Origin of the sequence: Rhizobium sp. CF142 (genome assembly GCF_000281145.1) — a bacterium.
GTDB lineage: Bacteria > Pseudomonadota > Alphaproteobacteria > Rhizobiales > Rhizobiaceae > Rhizobium.
The window spans coordinates 110983-131421 of sequence record NZ_AJWE01000110.1 but is presented as its reverse complement, the minus strand read 5'-3'; the positions used below and the strand labels follow the sequence as shown (position 1 = coordinate 131421).

The following is a 20439-nucleotide window of genomic DNA, read 5'->3' as shown; positions in this document are numbered from 1 at the left end:
GCGGCACCGCCACTGACATGAAAGGATGATCAATGGCTGAACGCCTGACAAAAACCGCGGCCCGAAACGTGTTCTACGGCGGGTCGGCATTCTTCTTTGCGATATTCGTGGGCCTGACGGCCCACAGTCACTATTACATCCGCACGGTTTCCACCAATGAGGCCACCCTGACGGAAGGCGTCGCCCGCGGAAAACACATCTGGGAAAAGAACGCCTGTATCAACTGCCACACCCTCGACGGCGAGGGCGCCTACTTCGCGCCGGAACTGTCGAATGTCTGGATCCGCTGGGGTGGGGACAAGGATCCGGCGAATGCCCGCGAGGCGCTTCACGCGTGGATGGCCGCACAACCCTCCGGCATCGAAGGTCGACGGCAGATGCCGCAGTTCAATCTGACAGATCAGGAGGTCAATGACCTCGCCGACTTCCTCGAATGGGTCAGCAAGACCAACACCCAGAACTGGCCCCCGAACCAGGCCGGCTGACAGCGAGAGGCTATAGAAATGAAGTACAAGACCCAGAGCGTCGCAATGCTCTATTTTTACGGAGCTCTCGGCCTGTTCATGGCCCAGCTCCTGTTCGGCGTGCTCGCCGGCACCATCTACGTGCTGCCCAATACGCTATCCGTCGAACTGCCCTTCAACATCGTGCGGATGATCCACACCAATGCGCTGATCGTCTGGCTGCTGATGGGCTTCATGGGAACGACCTATTTCCTGCTGCCGGAGGAATGCGAGACCGAGCTCTACAGCACGAGGATCGCCATCGCACAGTTCTGGATCTTCCTCATCGCCGCGGCAGTCGCCGTCGTCGGCTATCTCTTCCATATTCATGAAGGCCGCGAGTTCCTGGAACAGCCCTTCGCGATCAAGGTCGGGATCGTGATCGTGGCGCTGATGTTCCTCTTCAACGTCACTATGACCGCGCTCAAGGGACGCAAGACGACCATCACCAACATCCTGCTCTTCGGCCTGTGGGGTGTCGCGATCTTCTTCCTCTTCGCCTTCTACAACCCCGTCAATCTGGCGCTCGACAAGATGTACTGGTGGTATGTCGTCCATCTGTGGGTCGAGGGCGTCTGGGAACTGATCATGGCATCGGTGCTCGCCTTCCTGATGATCAAGCTGAACGGTATCGACCGGGAAGTGGTCGAGAAATGGCTTTACGTCATCATCGGACTGGCGCTGTTTTCCGGGATCCTCGGCACCGGCCACCATTATTACTGGATCGGCGCCCCCGGTTACTGGCAGTGGATCGGATCGCTTTTCTCGACACTTGAGGTTGCGCCCTTCTTCACCATGGTCGTGTTCACCTTCGTCATGACTTGGCGGGCCGGCCGCAAGCACGAAAACAGGGCTGCTCTTCTCTGGTCGATCGGCTGCTCGGTCATGGCCTTCTTTGGCGCCGGCGTCTGGGGCTTCCTGCATACGCTCTCGTCGGTCAACTATTATACCCACGGCACGCAGGTCACCGCTGCCCACGGACATCTCGCCTTCTTCGGCGCCTATGTGATGCTCAATCTCGCGGCGATGGCCTATGCCGTCCCGCAGATCCGCGGCCGCGCGCCCTATAATCAATGGCTGTCGATTGCCAGTTTCTGGATCATGTGCACCGCGATGTCGGTCATGACCTTCGCGCTCACCTTCGCCGGCATCATCCAGGTGCATCTGCAGCGGGTTCTCGGCCAGTCGTACATGGAAGTCCAGGATCAGCTCGCCCTCTTCTACTGGGTGCGACTTGGCTCCGGCATCTTCGTGTTCATCAGCGCCCTGATGTTCATCTGGTCGCTGCTTGTTCCCGGACGGACGCGCGTCCCAAGCCCAGTGGTCCAGCCCGCCGAATGAGGCGGGCCATTTTCCTGGAGAACAACGATGACAATAGCCTTCAACCATCCGCTCAATCCGGACGTGGAGATACCGCACTACGCGCCTCAGGGGAACGAATGCGCGCTCTTCGAACACGCCTGGACGCGACAACTCCCGATCCTCCTGAAAGGGCCGACCGGCTGCGGGAAGACCCGCTTCGTGCAGCACATGGCCGCCCGTCTCGGCCTGCCTTTGTCGACCGTTTCGTGCCACGACGACCTCACGGCCGCCGATCTCACCGGCCGATACCTTCTCAAGGGCGGCGAGACGGTCTGGATGGATGGCCCGCTCACCAAGGCCGTTCGAGATGGCGGCATCTGCTACCTCGACGAAATCGTCGAGGCGCGCAAGGACGTGACGGTGGTTCTCCATCCTTTGACGGACGACCGGCGCATCCTTCCGCTCGAGCGGACCGGCGAAGTCCTGGAAGCCGGCCCAGGGTTCATGGTCGTCGTCTCCTATAATCCTGGGTACCAGAACCTGATGAAGGCGCTGAAGCCCAGCACGCGTCAACGCTTCGTCTCAATCGAATTCGATTTCCTGCCGCCCGAGCGGGAGATTGCCACAGTGTCCCTGGAAAGCGGTCTTGCCGAAGCCAGGGTCGCACCGCTTGTAGAGCTTGCCCGACGCCTGCGCGCGCTCAAGGGCCAGGACCTGGAAGAAGGTGTTTCGACCCGCCTTTTGATCTACTGCGCCTCGCTTATCGATGCCGGCCTGCCGGCAATCGACGCTGTGCGGGCAGCCATCATTGAGCCGTTGACAGACGAGCCGGACGTCAAGGCCGCCCTTGTCGAGGTCGCCAGGGCCGCGATCGGATAGGTGAAGCATGCTGGAATTTCTGGAACTCGAAGAGACGGTGGGGCGCGCCTGGCATCGGCTGGTCGGCGACACCAGTTCATGGCTGCACCATCCTGCAGAGGCCGTTCACCTTGCCGAGCTCAGACCGCAGCTCGCTGTCTGCTTCAGGGCATTCGGCGGGGACACCACCCTGCAGATCCAGAGAGCAAGACAGAAAACCTCGATGCACAGGCTGCGGTTGAGACAAGTCATCGGCCTCGGCGAGGAAAGATCGGACCATCCGACCTGGGACGGCACGGCAATCCATCTGCCAGCGGTCGTCGATCTTTTCGACGACCGCTCGCTCAACCGGGATCTCTATTTCTGGCTGGCCGCCTATGTGGCAACTGCGCCGTCCTTTACACCGCCTGCCGATCCGGTTCTTTCCGATTTGTGGCGGATCGAAACGGGTCGGAAAAATTCCGCTCTGGTCATCCAGCAGTTTCCTGGAATGGTGGCACGCTATGGGCGGCTGACCCAGGCGTTGCTTGGCTGCCGCAGGCGCGGAACGCTTCCTCAGACCGAACGGTGGATCGAGGAATTCGCCCAGCTGGCGCTCACCGTTCCCTTGCATCATCCCCTTCCCGACGCTGTCCGCCCGAAGATAGCCGCCGCCCCTGCCGGTTATCTGCCGATGCTGCCTTTGCCGATCTGGCCGGATTTCAGGGGTCGCAGCGAGTTAAGCCCATCCGAACGCGATGACCTTCCATCCGATCAGGCGGGTGACGACCGACAGGCGCGACCGTCGCATGAGGCGACACGCAAACGCGACGCTGACGACCGTAAGCGCGATCCCTTCATATTGAACCGCTTCGAAAAGATCCTCGCCATGGCGGAGATGGTCAATGTCGATCGCCCGAGCGATGACAGCGAGGAGGACGATCCGGCGGCGGCCGAAGAGCTCGAGGAGATCGCGCTCAGCGAAACGCGCGAACGGCCGAAATCCAAATTCCACTTCGACCTGGACCTCTCCCCGGAAGCTGCCGACCCGACGATGATAGACGGGGAATTCACCTATCCGGAATGGGATTTCCGGAAGAGCCAGTATCTTGCCGACCATTGCCGCGTGGTGGTCGGCTCACCTTCAGGCAAGGTGGACCAGGCAATCGTCAGCGACGCCGCTCTCGTGCGCAAGGTCAGGCGCCAGTTCGAGACGCTGCGCCCGAAGCGGGCGCTGCGAAGGGCTCAGCTGGACGGAGATCAGATCGATCTCGAAGCGGCCATACGCTCCCGCATCGACTTCATCGCCACCGGCCAGCCGGACGACCGTATCTATGGATGTGCCCGCCCCGCCAGCCATGAACTTGCGACCTCGATCCTTGTCGATGTCTCCTTGTCGACGGACTCCTGGGTCGACAATCGCAGGGTTCTCGACGTGGAAATGCAGGCGCTCGACGTCCTTGCCCGCGGCTTGCAATCCTGCGGCGACCGCTTTGCCATCAAGACCTTCACATCGCGGCGGCGTGACTGGGTTCGCGTCGATACTATCAAGGATTTCGACGAGACATTCTCGGCCAAAACCGCCGGCCGCATCGCAAGCCTCAAACCCGGTTACTACACGCGCATGGGAGCGGCCATCCGCCATATATCCCGGCAGTTGGAGAGCGACAGCGCAAGGAAGAAGCTGCTGCTCATTCTGACGGACGGCAAACCCAATGACGTCGATCACTACGAGGGTCGCTTTGCTCTCGAAGACAGCCGCAAGGCCGTGATGGAGGCACGTGCGAAGGGACAAGCGGTCTTCGCCGTGACGGTCGATCGCAGCGCCGGCGACTACCTGCCTGCAATCTTCGGCAGATCCGGGTTCGCACTGGTGTCGAACATTTCGAAATTGCCGAGCGCACTGCCTGCGATCTACCGGAGCTTGACGACATAAAGGCGCGAAAGACCAAGCCACCCCCCTTTCGCACGCGGAAAACCAGGCGGAATCGCTTCCGGCCTGGTTTTCTGCATTAGGGGGCCAGGAATGACCGGCATGCGCATCGCCATTCATCACCTGCTGATTGTCAAGACGTCGCTCACGCCGCCTTGCTGTGCGTCCGGCCGAAGGAGCCGAAATAGGCGTCGAAGGCTGCTGCAACGGCCCGGACCATGAAGCGATGCTCCTTCGAGACGGTGATGCAGCCCTTCTCCAGTGTCACCACGCCATCCGATACGAGACTGACCAGCCGATCGTTCCTCTCGAGGAGAAAGCCGACATCGTAGCCGGCCTCCGCACCAAGCTTTGCAAGATCCACCTTGAAGTCGCACATCAGCCGTTCGATCACTCTCGCCCGAAACTTGTCTTCATCGGTCAGCCCATATCCCTTGGCAGTCGCGAGGATTCCCGAACTGATCCGTTCTGCGTAACGACCAAGAGCGACATGGTTCTGGACGTAGCCGCCCGGCAGCCGCCCAATCGCCGACGCGCCGAGCCCGATGAGGGTTTCGCATTCGTCGGTCGTGTAGCCCTGGAAGTTCCGCCGCAGGGTTCCCGAGAGGGAGGCGACGGCGAGCTGATCGTCGGGCAATGCGAAATGGTCGAGGCCGACACGAACATATCCAGCGCTCTCCAGCTCGTCAGCAATCGCCTCGGCCTGCTCGTTGCGTTGCGCAGCATCGGGCAGCGCTGCCTCGTCGATCAGCCGCTGATGCTTCTTGAAGGCCGGCACATGGGCATATCCGAAGACGGCGAAACGCTCCGGCCGCAACTCGACAGCCGTTCTCACCGTTTCGACGCAGGATCGAATGGTTTGATGCGGGAGCCCATAGATAAGGTCGAAATTGATGCTCGTCACGCCGTAGCCTCTGAGCCCCGCCACGGCTGCCTGCGTCTGCTCGAAGCTCTGTATCCGGTTGATCGCTTTTTGAACGACTGGGTCGAAGCTCTGGACGCCGAGACTTGCGCGGTCGACGCCGTTTTCGCCGAGGGCGGCAATCATTGCGCTCGACAGCGTTCGCGGATCAATCTCGACCGCAACGCTGCAGTCGCCGGTAAACTGGAACGCGCTCTTGAGCTTGTCCATCAGGCTCGAAAATTCGTCCGGCTTCATGATCGTCGGCGTGCCGCCGCCGAAATGAACGTTCTTGACCGGAACCTCGTTTCGAGCCGCCTGCGATACGAGTTCGATCTCCTGGCTCAAGACGTCGAGATATTCGAGCACGGGCGCATCCTGGCGCGTGACCGTCGTGTGGCAGCCGCAATACCAGCACATGGAGCGACAGAACGGAACATGCAGGTAGACGGAGACAGGTCCGGAGGCTGCGATCTCTGAAAGACCATGCGCATATTGTTCCGGCCCGACGGCCGGCGAAAACGCCGGCGCAGTCGGATAGCTGGTGTAGCGTGGCAGGCGGGCCTCGCCATATTTGGCGATCAGGGCATCGGACATTTCGGCTTCCTTCATCAGAATGTCATGATGTGCATATGCCGACGAAGGGGCAGCCTTCCTTGTCCTGGATCAACAACGATCCGCATGACGCTGATAACAGCGAGTCAGGCACCGGCGAGCGCCGAGAACGACAGACAATCGCCCGGCTGTTTGCTCGCAGTCAAAGTCGCCCGTTCTGCACCCGGCTATCTTCAGCTCCGATACAGGACGCGCCGCGGTCCGGTCATTCGTCATCTCGCGGCAGAAGGAAACAGCCATAATGACAGACGCGCCAGCCACCCAGACTGCGATTGCACACATCGACGTGCGTATCCTGCCGCCCGTCGAACGCCATCCCCGGATCTTCGGTACCCTGAACTCGCTGACGCCGGGCCAGAGCCTCCACATTACCAGCGACCACGAACCCCGCCCCTTGCAGTACCAGCTCGACACTGCCCTTCCCGGAAAATTCTCGTGGGAATATCTCGAACAGGGACCGGATGTCTGGCGTGTGGAGATCACCCGCCTCGATGCGGGTTGCGACTGCTGCTGCGGCAGCCACTAGCGCCGGAGACGCGCCATGATGCCCGTAGGCACGACCCTGTCGCGGTGGACGATGTCGTATTTCGGCGCGGCGCTGTCTTACTTGCTGCTGGCGGAGTGCCTGCTGGCAGCCGGTGTCTGGACGCCTTCCCTTGGCATCACCGAGCCTGGAGCGCTTGCTATCGTGCACGCCGTGACGCTCGGATGGCTTCTGCTTCTCATGATCGGATCATTGCTTCAGTTCGCGCCGGTCCTGACAGGCAATGACAGACCGGCCAGTCGTTTCGATCTGATCGCTTTCGCCGGAATGGTCGCCGGCCCGGCGCTTCTCATGCTGGGCTTTCACCTGATCAGCCTTGGCTCTTCTGCGGCCGGCCTGGTCATGATCGCTGCCTCCGTCACGCTTTCTCTTTCCATCGCCGCTGTCTCCATGTCGCTGTCGGCGCTGCTGTGGCGGGGAAGGCACGTGCATGCTGCCTCCCTCATCGTTCTCGTCGGCATCGGCTGCCTGCTGGTCACGACGGCCCTTGGCGCCCTGTTCGCGCTGACGATTTCCGGTCTGGTGGAAGCACCCGCAGTCGTCGCCTATGGCATGGAAGCGGTGGCCTTCCATGCGAGTTTCGGTCTCGGCGGATGGATGACCTTTGCGGCGATCGGCGTCAGCTACAAGCTGCTTCCGATGTTCCTTCTGTCCAACGACATGCGCAAGGCGCAACTCGTTCGCCGATCGAGCACGCTGGCGGTCCTGCTCCTGTCGACTGCAGCGATCGGCACGCCTGTCGCACCCGATTTCGCGCGCGCCGTTTTCCTGTCGGCCGCAGTGCTGTTTGCGCTGATCGTTGCTGCCTACCTCTTTGAAATTTGCAGGACGTATCGCGCCAGGCGCCGGCCGGCGCTCGAGCTGAATACGTTGGGATCATTGCCGGCCTTCGCGATGCTTGGCCTTTCCGTCTCCCTTCTTGCTGTGTCCCTGTTCCTCCATGCCGAGACGCGTATCGTGTCGGCGATCGTCTATCTCTTCGTATTCGGCTGGCTCACCGGCTTCGGTCTCGCCCAGCTCCTGAAGATCGTTCCTTTTCTCACCTGGATCGAGGCCTTCGGCCCGCTTCTTGGCCGCAGACCGACACCGAAGCTCGGCGAACTCGTCAACGGGCGCCGGGCCAGTGTTTGGCTTGGCCTTTTCTACCTTTCGGTGGTCGGCGCCGCGATCGCACTCTGCCTTGGATCGGACACAGGTTTTCGCATGTTCGCGGTCTTTCAAACCGCATCGACCTTCGCTCTCGTCGTCGAGCTGGTTCTTGCCCGTACACTCGCGAACGTGCCTCCCCGGATCAAGAGCGCACCATTTCACAAGCCGGCGCTGTTCGTCGCCGCAAAACCACAGAGGTAACGCCAATGGTTCAATTCCGTGAACTCGACGTCCGACAGATCCTGCGCGATGGCGGTATGCCATTCCAGCTCATCATGGACACGTTCGCCGGCCTCGATCCTGATGAGGGTCTGAAGCTGCGTGCGATATTCGAACCCGTCCCTTTGATCCGCCAGCTCGAAAAGCGCGGCTATTCACATGTCGCAAAACGTCTGGCTGATGATGACTGGGAAATCGATTTCATCCCGAACAAGCCCATTCAGAGATCGGAACCCGCCGTCGCCACGACGGAAGCGGTCTGGCCCGATCCTGTCTGGAACCTCGACCTGACCGATCTCGCGCCGCCCGAGCCGATGGAGCGCATTCTCTCCCGGCTGGAGACGATGGAGGACGGCGAGGTTCTGTTTGCCCTTCTCAACCGGGAACCTGTCTTCCTCTTCAACGAATTGAAAGCACGGGGCCACGAATGGATCGGCAATTTCGATGCTTCCGGCAAGACCTACCGGATCATGATCAGGACGACCACGGGAGATCAGAACAATGCTGGTGCCTGAGGTGACGGAACAGGACGTGCGCAATGCGCTGCGAGAGATAGAAGACCCCGAAATGGGAACGAGCATCGTCGATCTCGGCCTCATCTACGAAATCGATGTCACCGAGCCTGCGGTCGTGAAGATCAAGATGACTACGACCACCCGCTTCTGTCCTGCGTCCGGCTATATTGCCGACGCGGCGCGTCAGCGCATTGAGGATATTGCCGGCGTAAGCCAGGCCGTCGTCGACCTTGTCTACGAACCGGCCTGGTCGCCGGACATGGTATCGCTCTTCGAGCTGCCGAAGACCTGAGGCTTTGCAGTCACGTTTTTCCTGTGGCGGACCGGTCGCCCAACGAGCAAAATTGCACATCGAATCGGGACAGTCGGTCTGCCCTCCCATTTGATTGGAAAGGCCATGAGCGAAGACTTTGCGGATAGGACAAGCCTATTTGGATTGCAGACAGACGGCAGCCCCGTCGTCGACGCCGCCGTACTCGCAGGGCGCTTTGGCCTTACGCCTGACCTTCTGCTGGATCATCTGCGCCGAGGCTTTGTCCGCTCGAAAGTAGAGATCGGCACCGGCGACGACGCCGGGACGCGGCGTCTTTCCGTCCGTATCGGCAATCGGATCTGGATTGCGATCGTCGACGAGGACGGCTGCGTGCTCAGCGAAGAAATGCAGTTTTCGGGTATGGCGCCGGGAGGCGAGCGCGGCTGAACGAAAAAGGCCGCTCGCGCGACCTTTCCAATGCCGGCAATGTCACCCTCCCCTCATCGTCAGAGGCTTGCGCCCCGACCATAGAAGCGGTGCATGCTCCAGCACGAACAATCCGAAAGCCGCTGTCCAGCCGATCGCGGCGACCGCAAGGATCTCCGTGCTCAGCGCGGGAACGAGTTCGGCAAGCGGCCGAACGAGTGCAACGCCGCCAAGCAGGCCGTAGGATATATTGGTCATCCGGCTCGATTTCAGTTTCCGTCCGGTATGGCCGCGCGTTGCCCGCGTCATCACCGCCAGCATCATCAGCGAAATTGTGCCGATCGCGAAGATATGCAGCACGGCCATTTCGGGTAACCACCCGGATGCCTGAAGTGAAATGGCGGCAAAACCGACCGGGACGAATAAGAAGGTGGCATGCAGGACGGCCAGAATAGGTTCAGGCCAGGTGGTCCAGCCGCGCCAGCGGCCCAGCCTGATCATGTTGAGGACCGCTGCGACACCCGCCGTCCCACAAGTTGCCCTGGAATCGGACGCGCACGCCCACAGGACAAACGCAACCGCACCGATGATGATGGTTGCTGCATCGAAACTGTTATACGGCACTGGAAAATCCGTACGGCCGAACTGATTGATCCAGTTGCGGGTGAAGCTGGGCAGGATCCTGCCCCCGACGATCGTCACGAGCAGCACGTAGGCACCGATCCCGAAACGTATTGCAGGTTCAGGGCCTGCGCCCTTGATGACCTCAATATGAAAGAGCACGTTAGCAAGCGAGAGGATAAAAAGCCCGGCGATGACCTTCAGGTCCTTCCATTTTTTTCCAGCAACGACCTCGCGCGCGCAGATAAGGAGCATTACCGGCAGGAACAGGCTGTCGACGGCAGTCGCCAGAACGACCCCGATCGAGCCCGTGAGCAGCATGGCGATACGGCCGGCGCACCAGATCGAAAACAGGATTGCCAGCGGCCTGCCGGCAATCGGCAGGCGTCCGGTCCAGTTCGGGATCGCCGTTAGCAAGAAGCCGGCCAGAACCGCTGGCGCAAAACCGAACAGCATCTCATGCGCATGCCAATACAATGTCCCGTAATCCAATGCGACGGGAACGCCGAAGCTGAGATAAGCCATCCATAGGTCTATACTTGCAATCGCCCAGAGCGCCGATGCCAGGAAGAAGGGCCGGAAGCCGTAGGAGAAGAGGATCGGTCCGGTTCGCGACATGCCGCGCGGAAAATCTCGCGCGGCATCCGAAGTGTTTTTCATTTCCGTGTCTCCAAATTGACGACACAGCAATGCAGGAGATTGTCGGGGTAGTCGTTGAGATTACGCAAACAGCGGCGGCAGAACTTTGCGCTGCCACAAATAGTCAGTTTGCTCCAAATCAAAGAGTCCAGCAGGGTTTCTACTACCTTCCTTCTCGACCGGGCGGCATTCGCTCGCTCTTCGACTACGGGAGATTAGAAATGACGAATACTCTGCAAATGACCCGTCGCACGATGCTTACGGGCGCTGCCGTCGCAGGAGCGCTGACGCCAATCATCATCGCGAATAGCGCTGCCCATGCCGACGAGGTGGTGGCAGCAAACGCGCCCAAGAAGGCGCCGACAGTCGACTTCACCAAGCTTCAGCGCGAGAAGGTCGAACTGGTCAAGCCGCCCTTCGTCCACCCCCACAGTCAGAAGGCCGAAGGTGGGCCGAAGATCAAGGAATTCACGCTGACCATCCAGGAAAAGAAGATGGTGCTCGACAAGGACGGGACCGAGGTGAACGCGATGACGTTCGACGGTTCGGTGCCTGGCCCGCTGATGGTCGTCCACCAGGACGATTATGTGGAACTGACGCTGATCAATCCTGAAACGAACACGATGCAGCACAATATCGACTTCCACGCCGCAACGGGCGGACTTGGCGGCGGCGCATTGACGGTCGTCGGCCCCGGCGAAAGCACCGTCCTGCGCTTCAAGGCGACGAAGGCAGGTGTCTTCGTCTACCACTGCGCACCTCCCGGCATGGTGCCCTGGCACGTCACGTCGGGGATGAACGGCGCAATCATGGTTCTTCCGCGCGAAGGTCTCACCGACGGCCACGGAAAGCCCCTCGTCTACGACAAGATCTACTATGTCGGCGAGCAGGACTTCTACATCCCGCGCGATGAGAACGGCAAGTTCAAGAAATATGACAGTCCCGGCGAGGCCTATGAGGATACGCTTGCCGTCATGAAGACGCTGACTCCGACCCACATCGTTTTCAACGGCGCCGTCGGCGCGCTGACGGGCGACAATGCCATGACCGCCAAAGTTGGCGAGACCGTGCTCATCGTCCATTCGCAGGCCAATCGCGATACGCGACCGCATCTCATCGGCGGCCATGGCGAATATGTCTGGGCGACCGGCAAATTTGCGAACGTGCCCGACGTGGACCAGGAGACCTGGTTCATCCCGGGCGGCACCGCGGGTGCTGCGCTCTACACCTTCGCGCAGCCGGGCATCTACGCCTATGTAAACCACAACCTCATCGAGGCATTCGAACTCGGTGCGGCTGCCCACTTCAAGGTCACCGGGGACTGGAACGACGATCTGATGACTTCGGTGAAGTCGCCGTCGGCCAGCTGACCTTGATGGGACTGTGCAGGCCGTGAGGGCGGCCTGCACAGTATGTTCTCTTAAATAGGGGCGCATGTTGCGAAAAGGACATGACACCGCACGCCGAGACTGCAGGAGTTTCCGGCATTTCGATCGCACTTCCGCTTGCGCTTCTTGCGGTCCTTTCCGCAACGCTTGCGGTTGAGGCGCGGCTCGTGAACATCGGGCGGCGCGACGCCGCAGTTGCAGCTCCCGAGGTGGTGACAATTGCACCCCATGAATTCCAGTATCGCGACGCGACCGAGTATTTCCGCAGGGGCCTGGCTGTCGATGCGCCAAAGCGCAAGGCCCGTGTCCGGATGCCGCTGACGATCATGAGATATCAGACCAGCCTTTTCGAGTATGACCGTTGCGTGGCTGATGGCGCCTGCCCTGAGCCGGAAGGGCGAAGCGCGACCGCCGGAGACGACACGCCGGTCACCGGCGTCAGCTACGAGGATGCGCTGCGCTACGCGAACTGGCTGTCGCAGAAGTCGGGCGAGCAATGGCGACTTCCGACCGACTTCGAACTCGCCTACGCTGCCGCCGATCGTTTTCCCGACGATGCACTCGGCGTCGATGCGGACAGCAAAAACCCCGCGCTGCGCTGGCTTGCAGACTATGAACGCGAAGCGCGACGCGCCGCCTCGAGCGACCCCGCGCCGCAGCCGAAGGGATCGTTCGGCGTGAGCCAGACCGGGCTTGCCGATTTCGGCGGGAACATCTGGGAATGGACCTCGACCTGCAACAAGCGCATCGACCTCGACAAGAAGTCCGTTATCGACGAGCCCGACCCGACAAACTGCGGCATCATGATCGCCGCCGGCAAGCATCGTGCTCCGATGAGCACCTTTGTGAGAAACCCCAAAGGCGGTGGATGCTCGGTCGGCAGCCCGCCCGACAATCTCGGTTTCCGGCTCGTCCGGCGGCCGGGTTTCATCGAGAGCATCGAAGACTTCACGCACCGCGCCGTGGCCGATATGATCGGCGGCGCCATTTTCAATGGAGTTCAGCGGGACGACGATGAAGGTTGACCGTACAGTTTTGAAGTCACTGCAGCTTTTCGAGCGCATGACGGATGCCGACCTCGACGCCATGCTCGAGCACGCCACACCACGCCGCATCGCCCAGGGCGATGCGGTTTTCGAGCAGGGAGCTCCCGCGAAATCGTTCTTCCTGCTGCTCCACGGCAGGCTTAAGGTCACGCAGGTCACGCATGATGGCCAGCAGATCATTGTCAGGATGGTCCATCCGGGCGACCTGTTCGGCTTCGCCATGGCGCTGCGCCGACAGGACTATCCGGGCACGGCCACAGCCGCGGCGGAAAGTCTCATCCTCGGATGGCCGACCGATATGTGGTCGCGGTTCGTCGAGCAAAATCCCCGTCTGGCAATGACTGCGATGCAGACGATCGGCCAGAGGCTTGAGGAGGCGCACACGCGTATCCGCGAGATGTCGACCGAAGAAGTGGAAAAGCGGGTTGCCCATGCCGTGCTGCGTCTGTCCAAACAAGCCGGCAAGGCGGTCGGAACCGCGATCAAAATCGATTTCCCGATTTCGCGGCAGGATATTGCTGAAATGACGGGCACGACGCTGCATACGGTGTCGCGAATCCTGAGCGCCTGGGAAGGCAAGGGCATTGTCGAGGGCGGCAGGCAGAAACTGACGGTCACCGATCCACAGCGTCTTCTGAGGCTTGCGGAAGGCAAAGGCGACTAGCGACCGAACTCTAAAGAGCCAGATATCAAGCAAAATCGACGGTCCGCGGCCGGCTCGGAAGGACGTCAAGCCGAGCCGGCCATGTCGCGGCGGAGCTTATCCTAATGAAGCGTGTCGTGCGACGCTTTCCACGCCACGATGTCATCCTTCGACACCCGTATCGGGGAAAATGTCGACTGCGGCTGCAGAAGCATCTTCGAGGCGGCAATTTCGCATATCGTACCGACATGCTCCTGCAGCCTGGTTTCGTCGGCGCGCGGTGGATTGCTGATCTGCTGCAAGGCGTCGCGATCGATGATGACCACGCGCTGTGCGCCTTCGTGCTCCATCAGCACGACGCCTGTTTCTCCAGAAGATTTCAGAAATGCAGTGATGAACCTCGGCAACATCCAGGCTCCTCCTCTTTCGTCCATGATGGACCAGAGCATAAAGGTTAGCGTTTCGACGTCTTTGATGTCCATCAAAGAGAAAGAAGGCCGCACGCCGTAAGACTCAGCCCATGTTTCGCGGCAAGTGCCTGCGTTTTGGACAAAGGAGAGGAATGCCGATGCGCACGTTGCAAAAGCCCTTCATCGTCGAAATCAGAAGACGTCGGCGCCGACGCCCGGTCCGTCTCGTCGATCTCCCGGCCAGCCGGACAAGACAACCGACACAGACAGGCTAACGGATCTCGCCTCCGGGACGTCAAACGCCACGGGCCTCGCATCGTGACCGGCTCGGTCCGGCGCTTCAACTCAGAAATACTGCGACCCAGGCGATCGAAAAAGACGTGATCGGAAGGGCCATGATGAATGTCCCGCATATTCTGGTGACACGGTGTGCATTGTAGTGGGCGCCGATCCGGAACACCAACACCATGGACCAGGCGGCCGCGGCAAGAACAAGGCCACCGCGAAACAGATCCGAATAGGGTATGACGAGGCCGTCAGAGCGCAACTGCGAAACCGTCAACGAAAGCAGCCCACTGAAAAGACAGGCTGCAGCAAGCGGAATGAGCGCTTGGGCAAGATGGTGAGGGAAACGTCCCCTCGTCCGAAGGATTCTTGCGCATGCCGCCAGGGGAATGCCGAACACGATCGTGGCAGCGGCGACCGAGACCGACAGAAGTACCAGGAGCGCGACGGCATCCACCGATGTCATGACATCGTTCTCCAAGGGATAATCGGTAAGGATCCACCAGGGCAGGCGCAGCGAAAGCGGCCAAACCACATGCAGGTCGAGGCATCGTTCCACCAGCCACAGGCGGATCATCTGGAAGAGACCGCTATCGGACCAATGCAGCGCTGCGGGAACCAGCCCGAGCAGAACCGGCACGATCAGAACCGTCTCCCACATGGTCGCAAGCCGGCCTGAGCCGTGAACAATATCGCTGGCCGGATTGCGCCAGGAAAGCCGGATCGCTCCGCGATGACCGGAACACCGGCCGCACATGTGGCAAGCGGCAGCGCCCTGCATGGTCTTGATGGGGATGAGCGGCGCGCAGTTGACGGCGTTCGACCGTCCCCGCTGTTGAGCGCCGGCGCGCCAGCCGTCGGGTTCAACACGGAAATGTAGAGGCGCGATTTTCGAAACGATGCCGAAAATGCCGTTGACCGGACACAGGAACCGGCACCACACCCTTTTTGCCTTGCCGTAGCGGGCACCGATGACGATGGCTGCAAAACTCGAGCCTCCAAGCAGCAGCGCGGCAGGTTTCGGATACTGATAGATACTCGTCAGTTGCCCGTATATCGTGGTCGAGACGAAGGACACGACCGGCCAGCCGGACCATTTCATCCATCCCGGAATTGCTCGCCCGGCGCCACGCTGGCTGGCAAATTCCGAAAGCGCGCCCTCCGGGCACAGGATCCCGCACCAGAAGCGGCCCACCAGCGCGGTAGCGAGGATGATGAAGGGCCACCAGACGCCCCAGAAGACGAATTGTGCAAAGCGCACGGCATTGTTCCACGCATAATCGGTGTGCGTGGGAAGCGGCAGCAGGAGCGGAACCGTGAGAAGCGCCGCATAGATTGCCACCATCACCCATTGAAGACGGCGGATGGCCGCCTGGCGCCGGAGAAGGACGTCGCCGAACCTGGCGACAAGCGCCTGCGCACCGCTAGCAGAAGACGTCATGCAGGCGCCTTGCCGGTCAGAGGAGGAGCATAGGCGAGAGACGCAATCAGCCAGTAGAAGCCGAGGCTGAGAAGAGGAAGAAGCTCCGGCCGGGCCCGGTAGCCTATGAGACCGGCGAGAAAGGCGCCGAAACCGCTGCCATCATCGAGCACCGAGCTTGAATCCCACAGCGGCCCCGTCATCGGTGAGAAAATTCCGAGCGATATCAGCTTATCGATGACAATCATCGTCAGCCCGCTTCCGAGGATGAGAAGCAGCACCTCGCTCACGCGCGACAGTATCGTCTTGGAGACCATTTTCGATCCGGTCTTGAACGCCCAGAAGCTGATCGCGGCAAGCACGAAGCCAGACAGACCCGAGGCGATGACAAAACCGGACTGCCAACCTTGTGATGACGCCATCAGTCCGAACAGGAAGATGACCGTCTCCGCCCCCTCCCGGGCCACGGCAAGCGCTGCCAGCATCGAAAGCCCGAGCCAGTTGCCGGCCTGTACGTGCCGGACGGCGTGGTTTGCCAGACCCTCTGTCTGGCCGCGCTCCATTGCGCGCATCCAGAATACCATCCTGAGCATGAGGAGGGCGGTAAGTGCAGCCATGATCATCTGCAGGATATCCTCGCCATCTCCTTCAAGCACATCGACCGCCCTGCTCATGATCAGGGCCAGCATCAGCGCGAGTGCCAGGCCGGCGCCCGCGCCGGCAAGGATCCAGCTGGTTGCCCGTCCGCGTGCCGCCGGTGCCGCCCTTGTGGACCAGGTCAGCAGGATCGCGACGACGAGCAGGGCTTCGAAGCTTTCCCGCCAGACCACCGAAGCGATCTCGAATGTTTGCAGAGTAAGATCCGTGCTCATCGGGCGACCAGTCGTGCCGGAGGCATGTCGAGATGGAAATCATCGAAGAAGGCATAGTTCCCTTCGCTCAACGAGCGGAATACGAGGAAACTCGATGCCCCGGGCGCCAGAACCTTCTCCTTGCGCAGCGGAATGCTTTCGAACTCGATCGGGGTCGAACCGTCATTGTGGAGCTCGAGTTTGAAACGGGTGTTCGCAGGCACCTCGATGACCGAGGGTGAGACGATGCCGTTGCTGAAATGAACCTCGAAAACCGGATCCTCGTCTTCGGCGAAGGCGGTCGAACATGGGGGCATGAGCGCGGCTGCGGCAAGCAGCCCTACTAACCAGCCGGCGGCATGCATCAATAGCCGCCCTTCTTGCCAATGCCGGCGAATACGAAGTCGAATTTCAGGGTAAAGGCGTCGGGCCAGGGTGCAACGCCTGTCTCCTTGTCGACGTGGCGTCCGAAGGACATTTCGCCATGACCGCCGGGATGAACGTCGAGCTCCAGCTGATAGCGGCCCGGTCCAGACAGCTTGACATTGTCGCCGTAATGCGGCCCGTCGCTCGCGACCATGGGCTCCAGCGATCCGGTTTGCTCCTCGCCGTTATCGAGGTTCCTGACCGTATATTCCACATGCAGATTGGGAAGCCAGTCGCCTTCGGCAAAACCATTCGCATTTTCGGCGGTTGCGTGGATGTCCGCCTCCAGGTGGATGTCGGACTCCGCCGCAGCGCGCATCATGCCGGGCGGATCCATCTCGATCGGCTGGAGATAGACCGCTGCCACTTCCATACCCGCCGCGATCTGGGGTGAGCCGATCGGATATTCGCCAGCCTGCAGGACAAGCGGCATGACGACGAGAGCGAGAGGAGCGACAAATAGGCTGGAGGTGCGGAGCATGACGGCGATCCCTAAAGATGAGTATTGCCGTCACGTTTAACAGCACGATCGCCCCGCTCTTTGCGTTGGCGCAAAGATGCACGGTTTAGCGTCGGGCAGGCCTTTGCAGACCGTCACCTGCCTCGAACCCTCGTCAACGGGCCGACCATCGTTGACACTGGTCAAAGTTGCGGCTGGCCGTGATCGATACATCACCTTCGACACGAGGAGGTAACCACGTGATTCAGTTCGCCAGCGCCTTTACCGTCTTTCTCATGCTGCATTCGATACCGGCGATCCCAAACATTCGCCTTCGCATCATCCGGTCGATCGGCAAGCCGACCTACATCCTGGCCTATTCGGTCGTCTCCCTCACGGCTCTGGTCTGGCTCTTCTCCGCAGCATTTGGCCTCGACTATGTCCCGCTATGGGAGCTTCGTCCCTGGCATGCAGCGGTGACCTTCGTGCTCGCGCCGACGGGGTGTTTTCTCGTGCTCGCCGGCCTGATGAGCGCAAATCGCCTCTCCATATCGATCCGCTCGGCGGGACCAGCCGGCGCGGTCTCGCTGATCACCCGACACCCGGTGCAATGGGGATTTGCTCTCTGGGCACTCGGCCATGTCATCGCCAACGGAGACCTGCGTTCGCTCCTGCTGTTCGGGGGGCTTGGCCTATTTGCGCTCGCCGGCATTCCGATGGCCGAGCGCCGGGCAAGGAAACGTCTTGGCGATCGCTGGGCGATCGACGCCGCGCAGACGTCCGTCTGGCCTTTGGCGGCCTTTGTTTCGGGGGTCCGGCCGAGATCAGACAAAGCGCTTGCAGCAGCAGCGGTCGTTACGATCGCGCTGGTCGCCTGGCTGCTCCTTGCAGGCGGTCACGCCCTTCTCTTCGGCGCCGATCCGGTTTCCGTCTTCGGCTGATCGAAGTCCGCTTCGCCCGGCCAAGCGCTTGCCTGCGGCGCAACCGGCAGACCCAGGAGATCGACGGCGCGACGGGCAAGGTGATCCACGATCTCCTGCACCGACTGCGGTCGATTGTAGAAGGCAGGAACCGGCGGCATCACGATTGCACCCATTTCCGTGACCGATGTCATGTTACGCAGATGCCCGAGATGCAACGGCGTCTCGCGCGTCATCAGAACAAGCCGTCGCCTCTCCTTGAGTTGGACGTCGGCAGCACGTGCCACGAGGCTTGTGGAAAGGCCGGTTGAAATTGCGGCCAGCGTCTTCATCGAGCAAGGCGCGACGATCATTCCCGCAACGGGAAACGAACCGCTGGCAATCGTCGCGCCGATGTCGCCATTGTCGTAGCTTCTGTAGGCCTTTGGCAGCATCCCGTCATGGGCGTCGGCCCCAGCCTCGTGCAAGAGGGTCCGCTTGCCGCCTTGCGAGACGACGAGATGCACCCGCACGCCGAGCCCGCACAGGAGATCGAGGACGGCAAGGCCGAGGGCTGCGCCGGAGGCTCCGGTAACCGCGAGCACGACGTCGCGCTGTTCATGAAACGATGTCACGTTTGATCCTTTCCCAGGTTGTTGCCGCGCGCGCCGCAATATCTGAGGGCATGCGCAGTTCGCGACCCCATTCGCGGTCGCTCTCCGGCCCGATCTTGCGGGTGGCGTCGAGGCCCATCTTTGTTCCAAGACCCGCTCGCGGCGATGCGAAATCGAGATAATCGATCGGCGTGTTTTCAAGGACCATCAGGTCGCGCGACGCGTCGAACCGCGTGGACACGGCCCACATCACGTCCTCCCAGCTCCTCACGCCGATGTCGGCATCGACCACGATGATGAGCTTGGTGTAGTTGAATTGCGCAAGCATCGACCAGAGCCCCATCATCACCCTGCGCGCCTGTCCCGGATATCGCTTGTCGATGGAGACGACCGCCATGCGGTAGGAGCAGGCCTCCGGCGGCAGCCAGAGGTCGCGGATTTCGGGAAACTGTCGCCGCAGGATCGGGACGAACAGCTCTGTCATCGCCTCCCCGAGCCTGGAGGGCTCGTCCGGCGGGCGGCCTGTATAGGTCGACAGGTAAACGGGCGAGCGGCGGGTGGTGATGGCGCTCAACCGGACGATCGGAAAGGGTTCGACGCTGTTGTAATAGCCGGTGTGGTCGCCGTACGGTCCCTCGGGCGCGGTCTCGTCGATCGACACGCTTCCTTCCAGAATGATCTCGGCGCAGGCCGGCACGTCGAGCGGCACGGTCAAGGCGCTGACGAGCTGCGTGCGCGCTCCGCGCAGAAGACCCGCGAAGTTCAGTTCGCTCATTCCTTCGGGCAGGGGCATGACGGCGGCAAGGAGCGTCGCAGGGTCTGCGCCGATCGCGATCGCCACGGGCATGTCCTGACCGCGTCGCTGCCATCGCCGGAAGTGCTTTGCGCCACCGCGATTGGTAAGCCAGCGCACGATCAGCGAGGAGCGGTCGCGGACCTGCATCCGGTAGATGCCGACGTTGACGTCGCCAGGATCGTCCGGATCGCGGGTCATGACCAGCGGCCAGGTCACCAGGGGGGCCGGCTCGCCCGGCCAGCACCATTGGACTGGAAGCATACCGGTATTAATGTCGGCTCCCCGGTAGACCACCGCCTGGGACAGGGCAGTGCGTCGATGCCTTGGCCGCATGTGGCTTGCGGCCTTGAGCAGAGACAGCTTGCTCAGGGCGTCTGCGAGCGACTTTGGCGGAGACGGGTTTCGAAGATCGGCGAGGTCCTCCGCAAGTCGTCCGAGGCCGCCCTGCCCGACGCCGAAACCAAGCTCTATCCGCTCCCTGGTACCGAACAGATTGACGAGAACAGGGATGGGGCAGCGTCGCCCTTCCGCATCTATCGGTGCCTTTATGAGAAGGGCCGGTCCATTTTCTTCAAGGACGTGCTGATGCAGGGCAGTCAGCTCGTGGACGAGCGATACGGGTTCGTCGACCGACAGAAGCAACCGGCGCTGCTCGAGCTCGTGGATGAAAGATTGCAGGTCGGCATGACGTTTGATCTTGGGTGCATCGTTTAGCATGGAGATGCAATCGGCGAGGAAACCGCTCCTGTCTTTGTCTCAAAACAA

22 protein-coding genes are annotated in these 20439 nt (G+C 61.1%); 13 read left to right on the top strand and 9 right to left on the bottom strand.

Features of this window, described 5'->3' with window-relative positions:
• Positions 1 to 32 precede the first annotated feature (32 nt).
• Genes PMI11_RS27335 through PMI11_RS27320 form a run of 4 tightly spaced genes read left to right on the top strand, consistent with a single transcriptional unit; the run spans position 33 to position 4578 of the window.
• On the top strand, positions 33 to 485 hold the full coding sequence (locus tag PMI11_RS27335) for a c-type cytochrome (protein WP_007823770.1): 453 nt from the start codon (positions 33 to 35) through the stop codon (positions 483 to 485).
• An 18-nt stretch (positions 486 to 503) separates the two neighbouring features.
• Positions 504 to 1844 (top strand): cbb3-type cytochrome c oxidase subunit I, encoded by a 1341-nt coding sequence (locus PMI11_RS27330; RefSeq protein ID WP_007823768.1) that lies wholly within the window; start codon positions 504 to 506, stop codon positions 1842 to 1844.
• Between the two features lie 27 nt (positions 1845 to 1871).
• Positions 1872 to 2684 carry a CbbQ/NirQ/NorQ/GpvN family protein gene (locus PMI11_RS27325; RefSeq protein WP_007823766.1) on the top strand — a complete coding sequence of 271 codons (813 nt, stop codon included), beginning with the start codon at positions 1872 to 1874 and terminating at the stop codon, positions 2682 to 2684.
• 7 nt (positions 2685 to 2691) lie between these two features.
• On the top strand, positions 2692 to 4578 hold the full coding sequence (locus PMI11_RS27320; protein ID WP_007823763.1) for a nitric oxide reductase activation protein NorD: 1887 nt from the start codon (positions 2692 to 2694) through the stop codon (positions 4576 to 4578).
• A 142-nt stretch (positions 4579 to 4720) separates the two neighbouring features.
• Here PMI11_RS27320 and hemN read toward each other — a convergent pair whose 3' ends face one another.
• Positions 4721 to 6073 carry an oxygen-independent coproporphyrinogen III oxidase gene (hemN, locus tag PMI11_RS27315; protein ID WP_007823754.1) on the bottom strand — a complete coding sequence of 451 codons (1353 nt, stop codon included), beginning with the start codon at positions 6071 to 6073 and terminating at the stop codon, positions 4721 to 4723.
• A gap of 259 nt (positions 6074 to 6332) precedes the next feature.
• On the opposite strand from hemN, the gene PMI11_RS27310 reads away from it, so the two are divergent.
• From PMI11_RS27310 to PMI11_RS27290, 5 genes are all read left to right on the top strand, one after another.
• On the top strand, positions 6333 to 6617 hold the full coding sequence (locus tag PMI11_RS27310) for a DUF2249 domain-containing protein (protein WP_007823751.1): 285 nt from the start codon (positions 6333 to 6335) through the stop codon (positions 6615 to 6617).
• A gap of 15 nt (positions 6618 to 6632) precedes the next feature.
• Positions 6633 to 7985 carry a hypothetical protein gene (locus tag PMI11_RS27305; protein ID WP_007823749.1) on the top strand — a complete coding sequence of 451 codons (1353 nt, stop codon included), beginning with the start codon at positions 6633 to 6635 and terminating at the stop codon, positions 7983 to 7985.
• Between the two features lie 5 nt (positions 7986 to 7990).
• Positions 7991 to 8518 carry a DUF2249 domain-containing protein gene (locus PMI11_RS27300; protein WP_007823747.1) on the top strand — a complete coding sequence of 176 codons (528 nt, stop codon included), beginning with the start codon at positions 7991 to 7993 and terminating at the stop codon, positions 8516 to 8518.
• Positions 8505 to 8810, top strand: coding sequence for a metal-sulfur cluster assembly factor (locus PMI11_RS27295; protein ID WP_007823745.1), 306 nt, complete (start codon positions 8505 to 8507; stop codon positions 8808 to 8810). Before PMI11_RS27300 ends, PMI11_RS27295 begins: the two co-directional genes overlap by 14 nt.
• Before the next feature lie 105 nt (positions 8811 to 8915).
• Positions 8916 to 9218, top strand: coding sequence for a DUF6522 family protein (locus PMI11_RS27290; RefSeq protein ID WP_007823743.1), 303 nt, complete (start codon positions 8916 to 8918; stop codon positions 9216 to 9218).
• 42 nt (positions 9219 to 9260) lie between these two features.
• Here the strand turns inward: PMI11_RS27290 and PMI11_RS27285 are convergent, their stop codons facing one another.
• Entirely contained in the window at positions 9261 to 10478 is a 1218-nt protein-coding gene (locus PMI11_RS27285) for an NnrS family protein (protein WP_007823741.1), read from the bottom strand.
• Between the two features lie 200 nt (positions 10479 to 10678).
• Here PMI11_RS27285 and nirK point away from each other — a divergent pair, with 200 nt between their 5' ends.
• The 3 genes from nirK (at position 10679) to PMI11_RS27270 (ending at position 13555) form a co-directional block, all read left to right on the top strand.
• Complete coding sequence (gene nirK, locus PMI11_RS27280; protein ID WP_007823731.1) at positions 10679 to 11827, top strand: copper-containing nitrite reductase; 1149 nt, start codon at positions 10679 to 10681, stop codon at positions 11825 to 11827.
• 80 nt (positions 11828 to 11907) lie between these two features.
• Complete coding sequence (locus PMI11_RS27275; RefSeq protein ID WP_007823729.1) at positions 11908 to 12870, top strand: SUMF1/EgtB/PvdO family nonheme iron enzyme; 963 nt, start codon at positions 11908 to 11910, stop codon at positions 12868 to 12870.
• Positions 12860 to 13555, top strand: coding sequence for a Crp/Fnr family transcriptional regulator (locus PMI11_RS27270; RefSeq protein WP_007823726.1), 696 nt, complete (start codon positions 12860 to 12862; stop codon positions 13553 to 13555). Before PMI11_RS27275 ends, PMI11_RS27270 begins: the two co-directional genes overlap by 11 nt.
• 101 nt (positions 13556 to 13656) lie before the next feature.
• Here the strand turns inward: PMI11_RS27270 and PMI11_RS27265 are convergent, their stop codons facing one another.
• From PMI11_RS27265 to PMI11_RS27245, 5 genes are all read right to left on the bottom strand, one after another.
• On the bottom strand, positions 13657 to 14016 hold the full coding sequence (locus tag PMI11_RS27265; RefSeq protein ID WP_244430707.1) for a hypothetical protein: 360 nt from the start codon (positions 14014 to 14016) through the stop codon (positions 13657 to 13659).
• 268 nt (positions 14017 to 14284) lie between these two features.
• Positions 14285 to 15670, bottom strand: a complete 1386-nt coding sequence (locus PMI11_RS27260; protein ID WP_007823722.1) for a 4Fe-4S binding protein — start codon at positions 15668 to 15670, stop codon at positions 14285 to 14287.
• On the bottom strand, positions 15667 to 16521 hold the full coding sequence (locus PMI11_RS27255) for an FTR1 family iron permease (RefSeq protein WP_007823721.1): 855 nt from the start codon (positions 16519 to 16521) through the stop codon (positions 15667 to 15669). The genes PMI11_RS27260 and PMI11_RS27255 overlap by 4 nt, the downstream gene beginning before the upstream one ends.
• The gene (locus PMI11_RS27250) at positions 16518 to 16865 is read right to left on the bottom strand and encodes a cupredoxin domain-containing protein (RefSeq protein ID WP_007823720.1); all 348 of its coding nucleotides are present in this window, start codon (positions 16863 to 16865) and stop codon (positions 16518 to 16520) included. The genes PMI11_RS27255 and PMI11_RS27250 overlap by 4 nt, the downstream gene beginning before the upstream one ends.
• Positions 16865 to 17416 carry an iron transporter gene (locus PMI11_RS27245; RefSeq protein ID WP_202803164.1) on the bottom strand — a complete coding sequence of 184 codons (552 nt, stop codon included), beginning with the start codon at positions 17414 to 17416 and terminating at the stop codon, positions 16865 to 16867. The genes PMI11_RS27250 and PMI11_RS27245 overlap by 1 nt, the downstream gene beginning before the upstream one ends.
• Before the next feature lie 209 nt (positions 17417 to 17625).
• Between PMI11_RS27245 and PMI11_RS27240 the strand changes: the two genes are divergently transcribed.
• Positions 17626 to 18306 (top strand): NnrU family protein, encoded by a 681-nt coding sequence (locus PMI11_RS27240; protein ID WP_007823718.1) that lies wholly within the window; start codon positions 17626 to 17628, stop codon positions 18304 to 18306.
• On the opposite strand, the gene PMI11_RS27235 is transcribed toward PMI11_RS27240, so the two are convergent.
• Together PMI11_RS27235 and PMI11_RS27230 are read right to left on the bottom strand one after the other, a co-directional pair.
• Entirely contained in the window at positions 18261 to 18899 is a 639-nt protein-coding gene (locus PMI11_RS27235) for a UbiX family flavin prenyltransferase (RefSeq protein ID WP_007823717.1), read from the bottom strand. The genes PMI11_RS27240 and PMI11_RS27235 overlap by 46 nt on opposite strands.
• Entirely contained in the window at positions 18883 to 20391 is a 1509-nt protein-coding gene (locus PMI11_RS27230) for a UbiD family decarboxylase (RefSeq protein WP_007823716.1), read from the bottom strand. Before PMI11_RS27230 ends, PMI11_RS27235 begins: the two co-directional genes overlap by 17 nt.
• Positions 20392 to 20439 lie beyond the last annotated feature (48 nt).